Raw genomic sequence first — 14,198 nt, forward strand, 5'->3', positions numbered from 1 at the left:
GCAAGGTTTCGCAGTACGATGCTGTTACCAGGCTTGTCTGGTGACGACTGGTGACAGGCGTGTCTTCTCGGCGAGGTACCAAGGAAGGGAAACTTCGCGATCATGCCCCCACGACGCCAACGCCCCAAGGAGTCCCCCGCCCTGATCGCGTTCGGTGGACAGATGCGCCGGATGCGAGAGGCGAAGGGCATCACCCAGCAATCCATCGCCGACCACACGAACATCAGCAAGGCCCAGGTGAGCCGCATCGAGAACGGCACTCGGCGGGCCACGCGCTCATTCGTGGAGCAGGTCGACCGCATCCTCGGTTCGGACGGAGCCCTGATCAAACTCTGGGAGGACCTGAACAGGAACGGTCATCCGGTCCCGATCTGGTTCGACTGGCCCAAGATCGAAGCGGACGCGGCGATGCTCATATCGTGGGAGCCGATGCTGATCGCGGGCCTCGCCCAGACTCCGGCCTACGCGTCCGCCCTCCTGCAGGGCAACGAAGAAGCCGTAGCAGCGCGGCTCGCTCGCCAAGAGATCCTCACGAGAAACGACGGACGCACCCCACCGGAACTCGTGCTGCTGGTCGACGAGCAGGCACTTCGCCGTCCGGTCGGCACGGCCGAGACCATGAGGGAGCAACTCCAGCACCTGCTGGACCTGAGCATGTTGCCCAACATCACGGTTCAAGTAGTGTTGGAAAGCGGCGAGCACGACGGCAACATGGGCGCGTTCACCATCGCCACGATGGACGATCGAAGCGAGGTCGCGTATATCGAGACGGCGATCCACGCCATCACGACCGACGACCCAACAGACCTGTCCACGCTGGCGCGTACTCTCAACGCCCTCCGTTCACGGACACTCACCGAAGAGATGTCGCGCGAGCTGATCAGAAAGGTGGTCCAGGAAAGATGGACCTGAGAAACACTAAGTGGCGCAAGAGCAGCTACACCGGCTCCAACGGCGGCAACTGCGTCGAACTGGCGGACGTGGCCGGCGCGGTGGTGGCGGTGCGGGACAGCAAGGACCCGGACGGCCCCGTCCTCCTCCTCACCCGCGCGGCCCTGCGGACGGCCGTCCAGTCCGCCACCGACACCCACTGACCGTCCAGCACCAATCACCCCGGCGACCCAACCCGCCGAGCAGCGGCGAGTCGTCCCGTCCCCCCGACCCGGACGACCCGCCGCGCCCCCACGGGTAAGACCCACGTCCGTCTACCTACCCCAGAGGGAACCTCAGCGAGGCGGGCGCGCCCGATGACAAGCCCGACCGCGCGCCCGACACTGGCCCCATGCCCCTGGAAAACCTCAACTGGCGCCGCAGCACCCACAACGGCCCCAACGGCGGGAACTGCGTCGAACTGGCAGGGCTCTCCTGGCACAAGAGCAGCCGCAGCACCTCCAGCGGCGGTAACTGTGTTGAGTTGGCGGACGTGGCCGGTGCGCTGGTGGCGGTGCGGGACAGCAAGGACCCGGACGGGCCCGTCCTCCTGCTGACCCGCGCGGCCCTGCGGACGGCCGTCCAGTCCGCCACCGACACCCACTGACCGTCCAGCACCGACCACCCCGGCGACCCCGAACCGCTGAGCAGCGGCGAGTGTCGGGGCGTCCCGTCCCGGACGACCCGCCGCACCCCGCCCTCCCTACGGCCCGTCCACCTATCCCAGAGGGAACCTCAGCAAGGCGGGCGCGCCCGATGACAAGCCCGATCGTCCGTCCGACACTGGCGCCATGCCCTTGGAAAACCTCAACTGGCGCCGCAGCACCCACAGCGGCCCCAACGGCGGTGAGTGCGTCGAGTTGGCAAGCTTCACCGCCACCGCCCACTGGCGCAAGAGCACACGGAGCCTGGAGAACGGCGGCAACTGCGTCCAGTTGGCCGGGATGGCCGGTGCGGTGGTGGCGGTGCGGGACAGCAAGGACCCGGATGGCCCCGTCCTCCTGCTGACGGCTGCCGCCTTCCGCGCAGCCATCCAATCCGCCGCCGACAGGCACTGACCGTCCAGCACCGACCCCCCGGCGGCCCCGAACCGCTGAGCAGCGGCGAGCGGCGAGTCGTCCCCTCCATCCCCGACCCGACGACCCGCCGCGCTCCACCCTCCCCACGGGTAAGACCCACGTCCGTCCACCTACCCCAGAGGCAACCCCGGCCGAGCGGGCACGCCCGCTGACAAGCCCGACCGGCCGTCCGACACTGGCACCATGCCCCTGGAAAACCTCAACTGGCGCCGCAGCACCCACAGCGGCCCCAACGGCGGTGAGTGCGTCGAGTTGGCAAGCTTCACCACCGCCCACTGGCGCAAGAGCACACGGAGTGGCGAGAACGGCGGCAACTGCGTCCAGTTGGCCGGGATGGCCGGTGCGGTGGTGGCGGTGCGGGACAGCAAGGACCCGGATGGCCCCGTCCTCCTGCTGACGGCTGCCGCCTTCCGCGCAGCCATCGCGAACATCTCAGCATCCAGCACCTGACGGCCCGGGCACCGATCGCCACCGGCTCCCCTACGCAGGCAGGAGAGCGGGTTGAGGTTCGCGGTTCACCGGCCGGGCCGACGCCCCGCCTCCCCGCGCGGCCACCGTGCGTCCCACGGCGGTGTCTCGGATGTTGCGTGCGGCGTTGACGTCGGCGTTGGCCCGGTGCCCGCAGGCGACGCACCGGAACACCGCTTGGCTCTCGCGGTTGCTCCGGGCGCGGTGCCCGCACGCATGACAGGTCTGCGACGTGTACGCCGGGTCGACCTTGACGACCCGCCCTGGCGCCTTATGCTCCAACCGGGTCACGAGTTGCCCCCACCCGGCGGCCAGGATGGCCCGGTTGAGCCCGGCCTTCTGCCGGACGCCCGCGCCGGGGACATCCAGGGTGCCTTTCGCGGACCGGGTCATAGCCCGCACGTTCAAGTCCTCGACGGCGATGACGTCGAACCGGCGCGCCAGGTCCGTCGAGGTCTTCTCCACCCAGTCCCTGCGGCGGTCGGCCTCACGCGCCTTGAGCCGCGCGATGGCGGCCTTGACACGGGCACGGCGGTTGGACCCCCGCTTCGCGCGGGCCATGCGCCGCAGCAACCGGCCCAACCGCTTGGCCTTACCCCGCGTCAGCCCCGGCACAGTGCAGGTCTGGCCGGTCGACAACGCGGCCGACACCACCACGCCCCGGTCCACCCCGACCGCCGCACCGTTGCCGGGCGCGGGAACGGGGACGGGCACGTGCGCGAACGCGACGTGCCAGCGTCCGGCGCGGTCGCGGGTCACCCGGAACGACTTCACCCCCGGCGGGACGGGGCGCGACCAGCGGAACCGCACCCACCCCACCTTCGGCACCCGCACCTCACCCATGCGGCGCGACAACCGCCGCGCATCCCACGCCCGACCGCGAACCCCGACGATCCGGAACCCCTCTTGCCGCCCGGCCTTACGCCAGGTAGGGCGCCGGTGCGTGCCCGCGAAGAAGTTCGCCATCGCCTGGGCGAAGTCCTTGAGCGCCTGCTGCTGCACCGTCTGCGAACCCGCCGCCAACCACGCGAACTCGGCGCGGGCCTCGGTGAGCTGGCGGGCCCCGGCGCGGGGCCGCGGCGCGGCGTCCACCAAGCATGCTGCTCCACCGCCAGGTTCCACACGTACCGGGCGTGCGAGCAATGCTCCAGCAGCCCCGCCTCCTGGGCAGGGGTCGGGCACAGCCGGTACCTGGACACGCCCCGCAACCTACCGACCGCCACCGACAAAACCAGGACCGACTAAACCCGGAAGGTCACCGTGCCGCACCATGCCGCGCTTCCTCCCCGCCCTGAAGGACGGGGTCTCCACGCTGTAGGTATCCGATGAACGACCACACCGACGCTGCACGACCTACGAACTGGACCGCGTCGTGACCACCCGTCCCCCGGCCGAGGCGGGCGTACGAGCCCGCGAGATGAAGCTCTACCGGCGCTATTTCGATCTGGTCGCCGCCGGCCGCAAGACCATCGAGATCCGCGTGCAGTACCCCAAACTGCGGAAGCTGGAGGCGGGTGACCACATCCGATTCATATGCGGCCGAGACGACGTCCTGACCCAGGTCAAAAGGGTCGCTCGCTACTCCTCGTTCGAGGAGATGCTCGACTCGGAAGACCCGGTCAACGTCAACCCCGACAGCCCACGCGACCAGCAACTCGCCAACATCCGCCGCATCTACGGTCCCGAGAAGGAAGCCCTCGGCGTGCTGGCCATCGAAATCTCGCTCGTCGGGCCCGCAGAACCGAACGTCTAATGCGAAGACAGGACGATGAATAACGTGGGTGGTCCGGGACGGCAGGGCGCCCTCCGTTTCCGTCCTCCTGCTGACCCGTGCGGTTACGTGCCCTGCGTCCATGCTCCTACGGTCGTGATCGCGCTTTGATGTAGGGAGAGGTTCAGGTCGGGGTCCGGAGGTGACGGGTTGAGGCGGGGCTTGTGGGGGCGGCTTCCGGTGCTCGTTGCCGGTTTCCTGGTCATAGTGGCTGTGGGTGGTTTCGGCAGCACGCTTTTCTGGTCGGTCGGGTTCGTCGCGTGGGCGTGCGCGTGTGTAGGGCCGGCGTCCTTACCGAGATCTGGTTGCGCCGGCGTGAGCGGTTGAGGGGGTGGGACGAACTGGATCGGCCCGCGTGCACGACATAGGCGCGGGGCGCGGGAGCGCGCTGGCCTCCGGGAGGACTCGGGCTAGCGAGGGTCCAGGACGAGGGCGCGGCTCGGGTGGTGGCCTTTGAGCGTCCAATCGGCGATGGGAAGGGCCACATCGGCCGGGCGGTACATCGTCGTCCTTCGGGTAGACCGGCAGGGACGCGGTAACGCTAGGAGGCGCTTTCGTGAGTCACCGAACGGCCGGCCATCCCGGGTTGCCCGACGATGCGCGGGGCGATGCGGCCGAGCCGAGTGCGTCGTGTCCGGAGGAGGTCACGCTCGACGTGCTTCGCGGACGTTGGACGACGCTGGTGGTCCGGGAGCTTCTGCGGGGCGACCGGTCGTTCACCGACCTTCGGCAGGCGTTGCCCATGCTGTCGGACAAGGCGCTGGCCGACCGGCTGGCGCATCTCGTCCAGTCCGGGGTGCTGGAGCGGCGGCGGCAACCCGGATGGCCGCCACGGACCCAGTACGTCCTCACCCAGCATGGACGGCGGCTCGGCCCGGTGCTCCAGGTGCTCGGTGATTGGGGCGACGCGCTCTAGTCCGGTTGGAGGAGGGTCCGGACGAGGTCGCGGTAGGCGCCTTTCATCGGGAGGTCTCGTTCGGTGTGGATGCGGTTGCGGGTGGCGGTTACGTCCAGGTCGGGGCTTGGTTTCTTCTCCCACCAGAGGCCGACGCCCCGGCGTTGCCAGGCTGGGACTTTGTTGAAGTTGATTCCTCGTGCGTAGAGCAGTTCGTTCTTGGCGGAGATCGAAGTGCGTTCCAGTTCGCGGGTCGCCTGGCGGGGAGTGCGGCCCTCGTTGCGGAGTGTCCAGTAGCACCAGCCGTTCAGGGCGCAGCGGGCTGCGTCGGCTTGGCGCCAGGAAAGGTAGTCGACGACTTCGTCGAGTGTGGTGCCCATCCAGATTCGGCTGTCGAAGGTTGCCGGTTCGCCTGCGGCGTGGGTGAAGGCAGCCGTTGCGATGCTTGCGGAGAGGGAGACCAGTTTCTCCACCTCGCGGCTGAAGAGGTCGAAGGACGGGTCGAGGACGAGGGAGATCTCGTCGCTTTCGGTGTAGGCGTAGCGGCCGCCGAGCTCGGTGAGGAGGGCTTTCGCGGCGTCCGTCATGAGGGTCGAGAAGCGCAGGTCGAAGGGCTTGTCGAAGCGGGTTCGGTGAAGCGGGAGAAGGAGCGGCCGTCTACGCGGATGACTGTCCAGACGCCGGGGAGCAGGGTCAGGGAGTGGAACCATTCGCGGGCGCGCATTCGCGTCTCAAGGTTCTTCATCGGGCATCTCTCTGACTTCGAAGGCGAAGTGCGCGGTCGGCGTCACTGTGAACAGTGTGTCGAAGCCGTCTGAGCGATGTGGGCGGCGGAGGCGTTTCAAGGTGGCATAGACGCCGACGTCCGGCACCTGGATTTCGGGTGGGCGGAGGGCGTTGCGGCGCATCGAGAGGGCGACGTCGGGTGGGAACCAGTAGGCGGTGATGTGGGCGCCATGGCGGCGGCCCAAGGTTATGAGCGGTTCCCATTCGTCCGGGGACGGGTTCGTGTTGTCCACCGCTACATCTTGGGCGAGGGACAGGGCCTCGGAGATCAGGCGTAGTTGGCGGGTCTGCTTGCGGCGAGCGCTTCTCGGGAAAAGGTCCTTGCTGACGTGGATATGGCCGGACAGGTGTTGTTTGTAGAACGTCGTCTTTCCGGAGGCTTGGAGGCCTATCAGGATCGCGAGGTCAGGCAAGGAGGTCCCGGACGAGGTCGGCGGCGGGCGTTTCCGTGGTTTTGTGGAAGGACTCGCCCGCCCACAAGTTGACGCCCTCCGGGTCGCCTTGCGCAGCGGATGCCTTGCGCAGGGGCGAAGTCACGTAGTGGACGTCCGGGTAAGCGGCCGGTGCGTGCGGCGAGTGTTCGGTGAGGAAGCGGTTGACCAGGCCACGGGCGAGCCGTCCGCTGAAGGCCCGGGTCAGCGCGGTGGACGTGAAGCGTGAGTCCGCTAGGGCGGCCTTGTGGATGGCGCTGGCACCGCTCTCCGGGCAGCGGACGAAGGCCGTTCCCAACTGGGCTGCAACCGCGCCCAGACCGAGCACTTCGGTGACGTCGGCGGACGAGGCCAGACCACCGGCGGCGATGAGGGGCTGTGAGGTCATCGCGCGCACGGAGTGAAGCAGCACCCGCAGCGGCAGCGGCTCGTCGGACGCGTTGGTGAACGATCCCCGGTGTCCGCCCGCCTCGGAACCCTGCAGGCAGAGGGCGTCGGCGGCGGACGCCTGGCGGGCCTCGTCCACCGAGGTCACGGTGACGATCACGACCACGTCCCGGCCCTGGAACGCCTTCATGACGTCCGGTGACGGGCAGCCGAACGTGAAGCTCACGAAGGCAGGCGGGGAAGAGAGGAGGTCGGCGATCTTGGCCTCGTAGGCGTCGTCGCGGGCCGCAGGGGTGCCCGGGGCGACGCCGAGGCGTTCGGCTTCGGGGGCGAGACGGTCGCGGTAGGCGGCGACTTCGGCGGGGTCGATTTCGTCCGAAGACGGCATGAAGACGTTCATCCCGAAGGGGCGGGAGGTCAGTTTCCGGGTCGCGGCGATGTCGGCGCGCATAGCTTCGGGTGTTTTGTAGCCGGCGGCGAGGAACCCCAGGCCGCCCGCGTTCGAGACGGCGGCGGCCAGTTCGGGCGTCGACGGGCCGCCCGCCATCGGTGCCTGCACGATCGGAACGTCTGTCCACATGGCGTTACCTCGCCTCCGCCCCTGACTCTTCCTCGTGATCCGCACGATAATCCGGTGGGAAGGCCGGGCGCCGACCCGGGGGTCACCGACGGAAGGGGACGGCATGCGGGTGCTGCTGCACTACGACATGGATCATGAGGAGCCCGGCCTCGACATCGTGAACTGCGACGAGCAGGACGACGTGCGGTTCAAGGAGTTGCTGCCGGACGCCGAGGTCATCTGGCATGTCCTGCGCCCCCTCACCGCCGCCGACATGGACCGGGCGCCGAAGCTCAAGCTGATCCAGAAGCTCGGCACCGGGGTCAACACGATCGACCTGGACGCGGCGAAGGAGCGCGGGATCGCGGTCGCGAACATGCCGGGGCAGAACGCGCAGGCGGTCGCCGAGACGTCCCTGCTGCTGATGCTGGCGGCGCTGCGCCGGGTCGTCCCGTTCGACGCGCGGACGCGGCGCGGGGAAGGCTGGCCCGCCGACCGCGGCCTGGTCGGCGGGGAGATCGCCGGGCGGACGGTCGGGCTCCTCGGCGGCGGCGAGATCGCCACGCTGCTGCGGGGCATGCTGGAGGCGATCGGCGCGCACGTCCTCTACACGTCGCGGCGGCCCCGGCGCGACGACCCGGCCTGGCGGGAGCTGGACGATCTGCTGCGGGCGAGCGACATCGTGTCGGTGCACATCCCGCTGACGGACGAGACCCACCACCTGCTCGACACCGAGAAGCTCGCATTGCTCCCAAACGGCGTGATCGTCGTGAACACGGCGCGCGGCGCGGTCATCGATGAGGCGGCGCTGGTGGCGGCGCTCACGGCGAAAAGGCTGGGCGGCGCCGGGCTCGACGTGTTCGAAACGGAGCCGGTGGACGCGTCCAACCCGCTCCTGGCCTTGGACAACGTGGTCGTCATGCCGCACGTCGCCTGGCTGACGCGCGAGACCTGGGACCGGTACTTCGCCGTCGCGGCGCAGAACTGCCGCCGCCTGGCCCGCGGCGACGGCCTCCTCCACCGCGTCGTCTAGGGGATCAGGACGGGCTTCACGACCTTGCCGGACGTGGTGTCCGCCTCGGCCTCGTTGATCTTGTCGAGCGGGTAGGTGGTGATCAGCCGGTCGAACGGGAACCGGCCCTGCCGCCACAGCTCGATCAGCTTCGGGATGAACGTCTGCGGGACGGCGTCGCCCTCGATGATGCCCTTGACCGTCCGGCCCATGAGCAGGAGGTTCGCGTCGAGGGTGTACTCGGCGGCGCCGACGCCGACGAGGCCGCAGACGCCGGTGGTGCGCAGCGACGCGACGGCCGTCGAGACGACCGCGGGGACGGCGGTGGTGTCGAACGAGTACTGCACGCCCTCGCCGCCGGAGATCGCCCGGATCTGTCCGGCGATGTCGTCGTCCGCCCCGTTCAGGACGTGCGTGGCGCCCAGCTCGCGGGCCAGGTCGAGCCGCGACTCGTGCAGGTCGACGGCGACGATCGTGGCGGCGCCCGCGACCCGCGCGGCCATCACGGCGGACAGCCCGACCGCGCCCGCACCGAAGATCGCGATGCTGTCGCCGGCGCGGACGCCGAGGGAGATCAGCACCGAGCCGGCGCCCGTCTGGATGCCGCAGCCGAGCGGGCCGAGCTGATCGAGCGGGACGTCCCGGGACACGGGCACGACATTCCGGACGGTCCCGAGCGCGTGGCTCGCGAACGACGACTGCCCGAACCAGCGGGTGTGGACGGCCTCGCCGTCGCCGGTGGTGGCGCGCGGCGTGCCGTCCAGCGGCATCGCGAGCATGTTGAGCGCCATCATCTGCGGGCAGGCGCCGGGGTTCCCGGCACGGCAGTTGTCGCAGGTCCCGCACGAGTCGAACGACATGACCACGTGGTCGCCGACGGTGATGCCGGTGACGTCCGGGCCGACCGCCTCGACCACGCCGGAGCCCTCGTGGCCGAGCACGACGGGCTTGGCGACCAGGTCGCCCGGGACCCGGCCGAGCATGTCGGTGTGGCACATCCCGGTGCCCGCGATCTTGACGAGGACCTCGCCGGGGCCGGGGTCGGCCAGGTCGAGGGACTCGATCGTGTAGGGGGCGTCTGCGGCGCGCAGCACCGCGGCGTTGATCTGCACCAGTGATTCCTTCGGGCTTCGGGCTTCGGGCTTCAGGCGATGGAGTATCGGATCGGAAGGCGCTTCAGGCCCCCGACGAACGTGGTGGCGGTGCTTTCCGGTGTCCCGGCGATTTCGATCGAGTCGAGGCGGGGCAGGAGTTCCTCGAAGAACGCGCGGATCTCCATGCGGGCGAGGGCCGCGCCGAGGCAGTAGTGGACGCCGAATCCGAACGCCAGATGCTTGTTCGGGTCGCGGCCGGCGTCGAACCGGAAGGGCTCGTCGAAAACGTCCTCGTCCCGGTTCGCGGACGGGTAGGAGAGCAGGACTGATTGACCCTTACGAATGGTCGTGCCGCGCAGGTTGTAATCCTCGGTGGCGGTGCGCATGAACTCCTTGACGGGCGTCACCCAGCGGATCATCTCGTCCACCGCGAAGGGCATCAGCTTCGGCTCGCCGCGGAGCCGTTCGAGCTGGTCAGGGTGCTCGATGAGGGCCTGCAGGCCGCCGGAGATCGTCGCGCTGGTCGTGTCGTGGCCGGCCGTCGCGATGATGACGTAGTACGAGGCGGTGTCGAAGTCGTTGAGCGGCTCGCCGTCGATCCGCGCGTTCGCGATGGCAGACGCGAGGTCGTCTGTCGGGTTCTTGCGGCGCGCCTCCGTCAACTCCTGGAAGTAGGCGAAGAAGTCGAGCAGGACCTGGAGCTTCTCCTCGTTCGTCGTCCCGCGCTGGAATTCGGCGTCGTCGCCGCCGAAAAGCTCCTGCGTCAGTTTCAGCATGCGGCCGAAGTCGCTTTCGGGGAGCCCGAGCAGCGAGAGGATCACATACAGCGGGAAATGGACGGCGACCTCCTGCGCGAAGTCGCATTCGCCGCCGAGGTCGACCATCCGGTCGACGTACCGCTTCGCCAGTACCTTGATGCGCGGCTCCAGCGCCCGCATCGCGCGCGGCCGGAACCAGTCCGCGCCGATCGCCCGGATGACCCGGTGGTCGGGATCGTCCATGTGGATCAGCGTGCGCAGCGCGATGCCCTGCTCGGCCCGCTGCCGGTTCAGCTCGTCGAACTCGGCGGTGCCGAGCAGCGGGCGCGGCCCGTTCAGGAAGATCTGGTGGTTGCGCTCGACCTCCAGGACGTCCTCGTGCCGGGTGATCGCCCAGAACGGGGTGTAGTCGGGGGCGTCCACCCAGTGCACCGGCGACTCGCGGCGCAGCAGCGCGAGCGACGCGTGGAACCGCCGGTCGTCCGCGTAGGCCTTCGGGTCGGCGAGGTCGAGCCCCGCGCGTTCCACGGTGAGCGTCATCGCTCTGCTCCTCGATCGGTGACTGCCGCCACTCAGGAACCTACGGGCCCGAATCTCGTTCGGTCAACGTTCTCCGGCCCGGCGCCGGGGTCGGCCGGGCTCAGATGTCGGTGAAGTCGCCGTGCCGGCCGCGGCCGTCCGCAAACCGCGCGGCACCTTCCACGGCATCGCCCAGCGAGCCTATTCCGTAGCGGTACTCGACGGCGATCGCCTCGTCCTCCGGCAGGCCCTCCGCGTCCAGCACCGACATGCGGTCGTTGCGCAGGCACGTCTGCGGGAACCCGGCCAGCTCGGCGGCGAGCGCCTCGGCGGCCTCCCGCGAGGTGCCCGGCGGGACGAGCCGGTTCGCGAGCCCGATCTCGAACGCCTCGCGCGCGGTCACGGGACGTCCGGTGAGGATCAGGTCCATCGCGCGGCTCGTGCCGATCAGCCGGGGCAGCCGGAACGTCCCGCCGTCCACGAGGGGGACGCCCCAGCGGCGGCAGTAGATCCCGAATGTCGCATCCTCTTCGACGACACGGAGGTCGCACCAGAGGGCCAACTCCATGCCGCCGGCGACGGCGTGGCCCGCGACCGCCGCGATCACCGGCTTGGACAGCCGCATGCGCGTGCAGCCGAGCGGGCCGTCCGCCGGGGGCGGGTCGACGCGAGGGCTACGGTCGGTGCCGATCGACTTGAGGTCGGCGCCGGAGCTGAACGTGCCGCCCTCGCCCCACAGGACGGCGACATTCGCGTTCTCGTCCGCGTCGAACGCGCGGAATGCCTCGGCAAGTTCGCGCGCCGTCGTCCCGTCCACGGCGTTGCGGGTCTCGGGACGCGACATGATCACCGTCGTGACCGGGCCGTCCCGCTCGATCCGTACCGCCACGCGACCTCCTTGTCGCCGATGAACGCGCCGTCCCGCCCGACTCTAGAACCACCCGCGTCCACCATGCCCGTGCCCGTCGCGGCCGCGTTTCCCGCCGACATGCCGGTGCGTTCACTTGCGGCGTGTTGCCCTTGTGAGCACTCCGGAAAGGGCAACACGCCGCCGGTCAACGCGCTAGTTGCCGGTGAAAGCGCCGTCCGCCAGGTCCGCGAACCGTTCGAGGTCCTCGGCCGGGGCGTCGATCGTGCGCAGCGGACCGGCGTCGGCAAGATGCTTCCGGGCGTAGAGGCGGGCGACGAGCGCCTTGCGGTCGGCACCGGAATCCTTGCGCTCCCAGCCCGCCTGCTCCAGCAGCAGCGCTGCCGCGTAGACGTCCGCCATGTACTGGGCGAGCGGGAAGAGCCGCGCTTCGGCGACGGTTCTGTCGAGGCCGCGCCACGTTTCTATGGCCTGACGGAGATGCCCGATGCGCTCGTTGACCAGGTCGGCGGTCGCCTCATCCCCGGCCGGCGCCTCCTGCACGGCCTGGGTGAGCCTTTCGAGGAACGGCTCGTGCGCGTCCTGCCGCTCGATGGCGCGGCGGACGTCCAGGCACAGGATGTTGTCGCCGCCCTCCCAAATGGGATTGACCTGCGCGTCCCGGAGAATACGCGCGACCGGCCATTGCTCGATGTAGCCGTTCCCGCCGTGGATCTCGATGGCGTCGCTGGCCGCCGTAACGCCCAGCCTGGACGCCCGCAGCTTGATCAGCGCGGCGCCGATCCTGAGCCTCGGACGTCCCAGATAGCCGTCGAACACGAGCGCCTGGGCGGCCTCTGTCTCGACGATCAGCTCGGCCAGCTTGCGCCGCATGAGCGGCTGATCGATGAGCGCGGCCCCGAACGCCTCCCGCGCCCCCGCGTAGCAGAGCGACTCGACCAGAGCCCTTCGCGCGCACCCGAGGCCCATCATCGAGATGCCGAGCCGCGCGCCGTTCGTCAGTTCCATCATGCGGGCGAGGCCCTTGCCGTCCCCGCCCTGCCCGGCGCTGGACGACGGGGCCAGCAGGAACGCCTCCGCGTCCGTGAACTCGATCTCGGCCGACGCCACCGACTTCGTGCCGAGCTTGTCCTTGAGCCGCCGGACCCGGACGCCATTACGCGACCCGTCCCGCCGCTCCTTCAGGACGAGGAACGGCGCGATGCCACGCACCCCGTCCACACCGCCCTCGGGCTTGGCCAGCACGACAAAAGCCGACCCGTTGGCATTGGACGCGAACCATTTGAACCCGTTGACCCGCCAAGCATCGCCGTCCCTGGACGCGGTCGACTCCAGCGCACCCAGGTCGGACCCGCCCGACCGTTCCGTCAGCATCTGTGCGGCCTCGCCGGACATCTCCCCGGCCGCGAACAGCTCCCGCACCCGCTCCTTGACGTCCTCGGGCGCGAACATCTCCGTCAGCTGGACGACCATGTCGCCGCCGGTGCCGAGCGCGCACGCCATGCCGATGTCGGCCTGGTCGAGCAGGTAGCTCCAGGCCACGCCCAGGGGCGCGGGATCGACCCCGTTGGCCTTGGCCTCCGCGACGAAATCGGGCCGCGTGAACGACGTCGCGACGAGATCCCTTCTGGCCGCCTCGAACGACGGCGGCATGACGACCTCGCTGACGTCGCGTCCCCACCGGTCGTACTTCTCCAGCCGCGGCGGATTCCGATCGGTCTCCTCCGCCCGCTCGGCGATCGGCCCGCCCATCAGCGCGCCCATCTCCTTCAGCCGCGGCTCGGCCCACCCGAACCCGTCCCCGAGGTGCCGCCGCATGAGGAACCGCAGCGTGGGGTCGCAGTCGTACCAGTTGCGGCCCATGGCCCCCTGGTAGCGCTCGGTCGCGTACCGGCGCGCCTTCTCCGCGTCACCGAACGGCAGCCGGTCGAACGGCTCGATCAGATAGGACGTCATGCCCCGACATTACGCTTCTTCATCACATGACGGAAGCCTGTAAGACACCTGATCCGAGAGCTTCCCGGTAGGGTCGAGGTCAGCCATGGACGACCTGGAGATCCGCCCGCTCACCGCCCGCTCGGTCGTGCTGAGCACGCTGCTCGGCGTCCACCCGCCGCGCCTCCCGGCCCGCTACCTCGTCCGCGTCGGCGACCTGTTCGGCATCGCCGAGGGGACGGTCCGCGTGGCGCTCTCCCGCATGGTGGCCGCGGGCGACCTCGTCCAGTCCAACGGCGAGTACACGCTCACCGACCGCCTTCTCGACCGCCAGACCCGCCAGGACGAGAGCCGCCTCCCCTCAACCCGCCCGTGGGACGGCACCTGGGAGATCGCGGTCATCACGGCCGAACGCCGCCCCGCCGCCGACCGCGCCGCGCTCCGCCAAGCCATGTCCGCGCTCCGCCTCGCCGAACTCCGCGAGGGCACCTGGCTGCGTCCCGCCAACCTGACCCGCACCCGCCCGGACCCGGTCGTCCGCCAGTGCACCTTCCTGACGGGCCGCCCCGAAGAAGACCCCGCGCTCCTCGCCGCCACCCTCTGGGACCTGGACGCCTGGACGACCAAGGCCGAGGCCCTCCGCACCGCCCTGGGAACGGCCACCGACATCGCCGACCGCTTCACCCTGGCCGCCGCCGTCCTACGC

Annotated in this window: 17 protein-coding genes and 1 pseudogene; 9 read left to right on the forward strand and 9 right to left on the reverse strand. The window is 69.8% G+C overall.

Annotated elements, in window-relative coordinates:
• Positions 1-102: 102 nt before the first annotated feature.
• From HUX53_RS05380 to HUX53_RS05400, 5 genes are all read left to right on the forward strand, one after another.
• Complete coding sequence (locus HUX53_RS05380) at positions 103-912, forward strand: helix-turn-helix transcriptional regulator (protein ID WP_176402062.1); 810 nt, start codon at positions 103-105, stop codon at positions 910-912.
• On the forward strand, positions 903-1,094 hold the full coding sequence (locus HUX53_RS05385; protein ID WP_176402063.1) for a DUF397 domain-containing protein: 192 nt from the start codon (positions 903-905) through the stop codon (positions 1,092-1,094). Before HUX53_RS05380 ends, HUX53_RS05385 begins: the two co-directional genes overlap by 10 nt.
• A 188-nt stretch (positions 1,095-1,282) precedes the next feature.
• Positions 1,283-1,537, forward strand: a complete 255-nt coding sequence (locus HUX53_RS05390) for a DUF397 domain-containing protein (protein ID WP_176402064.1) — start codon at positions 1,283-1,285, stop codon at positions 1,535-1,537.
• Positions 1,538-1,721: 184 nt separating this feature from the next.
• Positions 1,722-1,988 (forward strand): DUF397 domain-containing protein, encoded by a 267-nt coding sequence (locus tag HUX53_RS05395; protein WP_176402065.1) that lies wholly within the window; start codon positions 1,722-1,724, stop codon positions 1,986-1,988.
• A 204-nt stretch (positions 1,989-2,192) separates the two neighbouring features.
• A complete protein-coding gene (locus HUX53_RS05400; RefSeq protein WP_176402066.1) occupies positions 2,193-2,459 on the forward strand; it encodes a DUF397 domain-containing protein in 267 nt (88 codons plus the stop codon).
• Between the two features lie 30 nt (positions 2,460-2,489).
• On the opposite strand, the gene HUX53_RS05405 is transcribed toward HUX53_RS05400, so the two are convergent.
• Together HUX53_RS05405 and HUX53_RS42950 are read right to left on the reverse strand one after the other, a co-directional pair.
• The gene (locus tag HUX53_RS05405; protein WP_309237062.1) at positions 2,490-3,569 is read right to left on the reverse strand and encodes a transposase; all 1,080 of its coding nucleotides are present in this window, start codon (positions 3,567-3,569) and stop codon (positions 2,490-2,492) included.
• Between the two features lie 44 nt (positions 3,570-3,613).
• Positions 3,614-3,700 (reverse strand): annotated as a pseudogene (locus HUX53_RS42950) (hypothetical protein); the annotation flags it as partial.
• Positions 3,701-3,849: 149 nt separating this feature from the next.
• Between HUX53_RS42950 and HUX53_RS05410 the strand changes: the two are divergent.
• Together HUX53_RS05410 and HUX53_RS05415 are read left to right on the forward strand one after the other, a co-directional pair.
• Positions 3,850-4,230 (forward strand): ASCH domain-containing protein, encoded by a 381-nt coding sequence (locus HUX53_RS05410; protein WP_309237063.1) that lies wholly within the window; start codon positions 3,850-3,852, stop codon positions 4,228-4,230.
• A gap of 574 nt (positions 4,231-4,804) precedes the next feature.
• Positions 4,805-5,164 (forward strand): helix-turn-helix domain-containing protein, encoded by a 360-nt coding sequence (locus HUX53_RS05415; RefSeq protein ID WP_176402067.1) that lies wholly within the window; start codon positions 4,805-4,807, stop codon positions 5,162-5,164.
• On the opposite strand, the gene HUX53_RS05420 is transcribed toward HUX53_RS05415, so the two are convergent.
• The 3 genes from HUX53_RS05420 to HUX53_RS05430 are packed head-to-tail and all read right to left on the reverse strand — an operon-like array spanning position 5,161 to position 7,327.
• Positions 5,161-5,853 (reverse strand): tRNA(His) guanylyltransferase Thg1 family protein, encoded by a 693-nt coding sequence (locus HUX53_RS05420; protein WP_217919105.1) that lies wholly within the window; start codon positions 5,851-5,853, stop codon positions 5,161-5,163. The genes HUX53_RS05415 and HUX53_RS05420 overlap by 4 nt on opposite strands.
• Positions 5,854-5,874: 21 nt before the next feature.
• Positions 5,875-6,342 (reverse strand): ATP-binding protein, encoded by a 468-nt coding sequence (locus tag HUX53_RS05425; protein ID WP_176402068.1) that lies wholly within the window; start codon positions 6,340-6,342, stop codon positions 5,875-5,877.
• A complete protein-coding gene (locus HUX53_RS05430; protein WP_176402069.1) occupies positions 6,335-7,327 on the reverse strand; it encodes a nitronate monooxygenase in 993 nt (330 codons plus the stop codon). Before HUX53_RS05430 ends, HUX53_RS05425 begins: the two co-directional genes overlap by 8 nt.
• Before the next feature lie 103 nt (positions 7,328-7,430).
• Here HUX53_RS05430 and HUX53_RS05435 point away from each other — a divergent pair, with 103 nt between their 5' ends.
• Complete coding sequence (locus HUX53_RS05435) at positions 7,431-8,339, forward strand: NAD(P)-dependent oxidoreductase (protein WP_176402070.1); 909 nt, start codon at positions 7,431-7,433, stop codon at positions 8,337-8,339.
• Here HUX53_RS05435 and HUX53_RS05440 read toward each other — a convergent pair.
• The 4 genes from HUX53_RS05440 to HUX53_RS05455 form a co-directional block, all read right to left on the reverse strand.
• On the reverse strand, positions 8,336-9,430 hold the full coding sequence (locus HUX53_RS05440; protein WP_176402071.1) for an NAD(P)-dependent alcohol dehydrogenase: 1,095 nt from the start codon (positions 9,428-9,430) through the stop codon (positions 8,336-8,338). The genes HUX53_RS05435 and HUX53_RS05440 overlap by 4 nt on opposite strands.
• Positions 9,431-9,462: 32 nt before the next feature.
• Positions 9,463-10,710 (reverse strand): cytochrome P450, encoded by a 1,248-nt coding sequence (locus tag HUX53_RS05445; protein ID WP_176402072.1) that lies wholly within the window; start codon positions 10,708-10,710, stop codon positions 9,463-9,465.
• Between the two features lie 100 nt (positions 10,711-10,810).
• A complete protein-coding gene (locus HUX53_RS05450; protein ID WP_176402073.1) occupies positions 10,811-11,578 on the reverse strand; it encodes a crotonase/enoyl-CoA hydratase family protein in 768 nt (255 codons plus the stop codon).
• A gap of 174 nt (positions 11,579-11,752) precedes the next feature.
• Complete coding sequence (locus HUX53_RS05455; RefSeq protein ID WP_176402074.1) at positions 11,753-13,513, reverse strand: acyl-CoA dehydrogenase family protein; 1,761 nt, start codon at positions 13,511-13,513, stop codon at positions 11,753-11,755.
• An 85-nt stretch (positions 13,514-13,598) separates the two neighbouring features.
• Between HUX53_RS05455 and HUX53_RS05460 the strand changes: the two genes are divergently transcribed.
• Positions 13,599-14,198: PaaX domain-containing protein, C- domain protein (locus HUX53_RS05460; protein WP_176402075.1), on the forward strand; the 600-nt coding region annotated here is incomplete at its 3' end.

The organism is Actinomadura sp. BRA 177, assembly GCF_013372625.1.
GTDB lineage: Bacteria > Actinomycetota > Actinomycetes > Streptosporangiales > Streptosporangiaceae > Spirillospora.